Origin of the sequence: Nostoc sp. 'Peltigera membranacea cyanobiont' 232, assembly GCF_002245985.1 — a bacterium.
In the GTDB taxonomy this organism is placed as follows: domain Bacteria; phylum Cyanobacteriota; class Cyanobacteriia; order Cyanobacteriales; family Nostocaceae; genus Nostoc.
This window is the reverse complement of sequence record NZ_NOLK01000291.1, coordinates 1-4,563: the sequence shown is the minus strand read 5'-3', so window position 1 is coordinate 4,563 and position 4,563 is coordinate 1. Positions and strand designations below refer to the sequence as shown.

Here is a 4,563-nt window from a genome sequence, read left to right as displayed (position 1 = left end):
GTGCAGGGGTGCAGGGGTGCAGAGGGGATTTTCTAAATATCTGAACGCAATGCCTAAAATTTCTTCTTTCTCCCCTGCTCCTCCGCTCCTCTGCACCCCTGCTGCCTCAACGATTTTCCCTTATCAAGCGTGCCATTCACCCATACCCTATACCCCAAATAAGATTAATCTGGCTGACTACAGTATTTATTCGTCTGATTGACTAACGTATCCGACTGTTGGCCAAGGGTTGTAGCCGTTGTCAGGGCTGAGTCAATATCAGTTCTCGCCTTTTGGATTTTTTCTCTACCAGATGCCGAGGCTTCTGCTGTTTTGGTTGTACCAAGCGCCTTACCGGCTTTAGCGATCGCTTGACTGAGATTCTGAAAAATGTTGACAAAACTGCTTTGAAATTCTTTCAGCTTGGGATCTGTTAAATTCAGTTCCTTAATCGATTTAGTTACAAATTCTAAATCTTTAGACAGTTGTATGCTGGTGATCACTTGCGTTCCTTTATTTTTATCAATCAAAGAAGTTCCAGCATTCACAACTTTAATCAATCGCTGGCACTGGGAGACTTTGTTCTCGGTGCAACTGCTAACGAACAAAGCAATGCTCAGACTAACAGGAAGAATAACAGTATATTTATGTAAAACAGACATGAACACCCCAACAGCAATAAAATCCAGACTATAGTATCCAATATTACGAGTAAATAAGGTAATTAAGGTAGTGGAGATTAGACAGGAGTGAGAAAACTCGCTTCATACACCTTGCAACTCCGTTAACTAATCTTTGAACTGCGTTCATCCACCTTTGATCCTCGTCAAGGACTCTTTGAACTGGATTAATCTATCTTTTGACAACTATATAGAGCAGAAAGCCCAAAGTAATATCTTGACTGCGCTAGCCTTTAACTCTCTGGCTCATTAATTTCACCCTTATCTTTGCTATTTTTTGATAGACTCTTTTAGCGATGGATTCACTATTACGACATTTTGCACTTAGTTGTAATAAGTACTTATTTGTCAGTAATTATTTTTGATTGATACATTAGCTATACTAATACTAAAAAGTTTTCACATAGTCTTGATAAACTGTATATTTGCTGACTTAAGGAGTTAATGGTACAGTATTTATTGTCTGTATAAAAAATTATGTAAGCGAACAAGCATTATCATAAAAACTACTGGTTAAATGTAAAGTTTAGATGAATTTTAGAAAAATATTTTGAATTGAGGTGCGAGAATTACTAAACTTTTCAGAACAACTAACTGTAACAAAACTATTCATCTAATTTTGACCAACCAAGTTCAATCAATAAAGCCAAACATCTGCTGGCTTTATTTGCCTGGGTTTTTACACATCCTCGTTCTGTAATGTTAAATCATGAAAATTAACTCATCCAACTCGCTGTTAACAGTACCAACTGGGCCACTAAAGATTTCAGAGTTGCCCCCTAACCATCTGGGTACGAGTGGTGAATCTATTTATCTTTCTCTAGTAATTCCTACTTATAAAGAGCGTGACAACATCAAGAATGTGGTCAGTATATTGAGTCAGTTACTGGATGAATCTATTCCAGGAAACTATGAACTAATTGTGGTAGACGATGATAGCCCAGACCGAACTTGGGAAATAGCACAATCCTTGACGCAAGAATACCCTCAGTTGCGAGTAATGCGACGACAGCAAGAACGGGGGCTTTCTTCAGCAGTGATTCGGGGATGGCAAGCAGCTACCGGGAATGTGTTGGGGGTGATTGATGGAGATTTGCAGCATCCACCAGAGGTGCTGATGCAACTGTTGCGTAGTGTTGAGCAGGGTGCAGATTTAGCAGTAGCCAGCCGTCACGTTGAAGGAGGCGGTGTTAGTAGCTGGAGTGTTGTTAGGCGTTTCTTGTCTCGTGGCGCTCAGTTGTTAGGCTTGGTGATATTACCGGGAGTACTGGGCAGAGTTTCTGACCCGATGAGCGGTTATTTTATGGTGCGCCGGAGTGCGATCGCCAATGCAAGACTCAATCCAGTCGGATACAAAATTCTCTTAGAAGTAATCGGGCGGGGAAAAGTAGACCAAGTAGCCGAAGTTGGGTATGTGTTCTGCGAACGCAAAGAGGGTGAGAGTAAGGTTACATGGAAGCAATATATAGATTACATCCATCACCTAGTGCGGTTGCGGCTTTCTACAGGGCGGGTGGGAAGATTTAGTAGAAAGGTCAATTTCCCCATTGGTCGATTCCTCCGCTTTGGGTTGGTTGGCTTTAGTGGTGTGTTTGTAGATTTAACGGTGTTTTACTTGCTGCGGACTGTGATTCATTTAGGTTTAACTCGCAGTACGATTCTTTCGGCCGGAGTGGCAATCATAAATAATTTCCTATGGAATGATTTATGGACTTTTAGTGATATTTCTCAGAGACAACGCGATCCGCATCAACGTTTCAAGCGATTCTTGAAGTTCAGTGCGATCTGTTTAGCAGGAGTTGTATTACAAGCTCTAATAATTAACTTTCTCTATAATGTCTTAGGAATAAATCAGTATTTAGCTAAGTTGATAGCGATCGCAGTTGCGACAATCTGGAATTTCTGGATTAATTTGAAACTTAGCTGGCGCGTTACCGACGTGAAATAATCACAATGAGGGATTTGAGATTTTGATTTTTGTTTTTAGACTTTAGAACGAACTTAAATCTAAAACGTCAAATCTACAAATTCATCCGTGTGAGGCCAGGCAATGAGAGTTCTTTTTCAAGGTGCATTTTATTTTTACAGAAAAATTATTGCCTATACGACTCATTTCGTACAGATGGTAGATTTAAGCTCTGCCTTAGAACACAAGCATTGGCATAATTGGCAGGCTCATCTCCCACCTTCCTGGCTTCACCCTTTTCTGAACTTGATGTGGTTAATCATCGGCATCAGCTTGCGCCTAGCCAACTTGACTGCAAAGCCTCCTTGGACTGATGAGTTTGCCACCTTGGTGTTTAGCTTAGGGAATACTTTTTCACCAGTACCCCTAGATCGAGCGATCGCACCTGACATCCTATTACAACCACTGCAACCAAACCCAGCAGCTAGTATTGGTGATGTTATTCATAACTTAGCTACACAAGATAGTCATCCACCACTGTATTTTGTGCTGGCTCACCTGTGGATGAAATTATTTCCCAGCGATGGCGGATTAGTATCGCTGTTTGCGGCGCGATCGCTACCAGCTATAATTGGTGCTGCCTTAATTCCGTGTGTTTACATTTTAGGTAAGGTAGCATTTCGTTCATCACTAGTGGGACACTTAACTGCTGCGATGATGGCAGTATCACCCTACGGTGTATTTTTATCACAAGAAGCCCGTCATTACACTTTGGCAGCTTTATGGGTAACTGCTTCCCTTACCTGCTTAGTAATTGCTACACGTCATATTCAAAACCGTACACCTTTACCCATCTGGATAGCACTTTTTTGGGTAGGAATTAATGCTTTAGGTATTGCGACTCATTACTTTTTCACCCTTACCCTCTGCACAGAAGCGATAGTTTTGATTTTTCTGGCTTGGCTGCAATTGCAGACTAGCCAAAAATTTTCTCTCCTCTTCTCTCCTCCCTGGCGGCGCATCTATGCCGTTGCTACAGGTACTTGTGTGGCGGGTTTAATTTGGATACCAACCTTGTTAGAGAATGAAAATCGTGGTGCTTTGACCGAGTGGATTCGAGGTTCGCGCGGCGGGCTAGATTGGTTAAACCCCATTTTTCAAGCTTTAGGAACATTGATTGCCATGATTTCGCTGTTACCAGTTGAATCTTCACAACTAGTAGTTGTGATTCCTTCTGGAGTGGTGATGCTGACTTTCTTTATTTGGGCAGTACCAATTTTGCTGCGGGGGATAAAGATTCAACTACAGCACCCAGAAAACCGGATTATGATTCAGGTGTTTGCTGGAATCGTTATCAGTGCGATCGCTTTATTCTTTATCTTTGCCTACTTTTTCGGGATTGACCTAACTAGAGGTGCTAGATATAACTTTGTTTACTTTCCCGCGATCGTTATTTTACTAGGTGCAAGTCTTGCAGTTTGCTGGCATCCTCCCAAGGAACTGATGGAAAAAAATGGGATTAAAAGTATAGGTAGATGGGGAATAAACGGTAAAAAAGCCGTGATGTTAATCTGGCTAATGGGATTTTTCAGTGCAGTTACAGTAATTTGCAATCTCGGCTATCAAAAATATTATCGCCCTGACCTGTTTGTGCAGCTAATTCAACAAACATCCCCAGTACCAGTACTGATTGCCACCACTCATAAAACTTATGTACACACTGGAGAAATGATGGGGGTAGCTAGGGAGTTTAAACTTGCCAATTCACCTCAACAACCTCTGTTTCTCCTTGCCCATCAAGATCGAGATCCTAATACTTCTACCATTGCGCTAGAAAATACTTTAAAGAAGTTACCACGACCTTTAGACTTGTGGCTGGTAAACTTTCACGCCCCCGTAGCAGAAACTGTTAAAACATGCGTGATATCTGATACTCAATCTTTACCAAGCATAAACGGCTACGAATATAAACTTTATCATTGCCAATAAGCTGGGGAT

Annotated in this window: 3 protein-coding genes; 2 read left to right on the top strand and 1 reads right to left on the bottom strand. The window is 41.4% G+C overall.

Annotated features, from left to right (window positions below; all coding sequences use genetic code 11):
* Nucleotides 1-164: 164 nt before the first annotated feature.
* Nucleotides 165-641: a hypothetical protein gene (locus tag CDG79_RS39125; protein WP_094346863.1), complete on the bottom strand. Its 477-nt coding sequence runs from the start codon at nt 639-641 to the stop codon at nt 165-167.
* Between the two features lie 727 nt (nt 642-1,368).
* Here CDG79_RS39125 and CDG79_RS39120 point away from each other — a divergent pair.
* Together CDG79_RS39120 and CDG79_RS39115 are read left to right on the top strand one after the other, a co-directional pair.
* Nucleotides 1,369-2,607, top strand: coding sequence for a glycosyltransferase (locus CDG79_RS39120; protein ID WP_094346862.1), 1,239 nt, complete (start codon nt 1,369-1,371; stop codon nt 2,605-2,607).
* 267 nt (nt 2,608-2,874) lie between these two features.
* Nucleotides 2,875-4,554 (top strand): glycosyltransferase family 39 protein, encoded by a 1,680-nt coding sequence (locus CDG79_RS39115; protein ID WP_094346864.1) that lies wholly within the window; start codon nt 2,875-2,877, stop codon nt 4,552-4,554.
* Nucleotides 4,555-4,563 lie beyond the last annotated feature (9 nt).

Excerpts from the sequence above, each read along its gene's own strand:
- CDG79_RS39125 (WP_094346863.1), bottom strand. The coding sequence starts at position 641 with ATGTCTGTTTTACATAAATATACTGTTATTCTTCCTGTTAGTCTGAGC.
- CDG79_RS39120 (WP_094346862.1), top strand. The coding sequence starts at position 1,369 with ATGAAAATTAACTCATCCAACTCGCTGTTAACAGTACCAACTGGGCCA.
- CDG79_RS39115 (WP_094346864.1), top strand. The coding sequence starts at position 2,875 with ATGTGGTTAATCATCGGCATCAGCTTGCGCCTAGCCAACTTGACTGCA.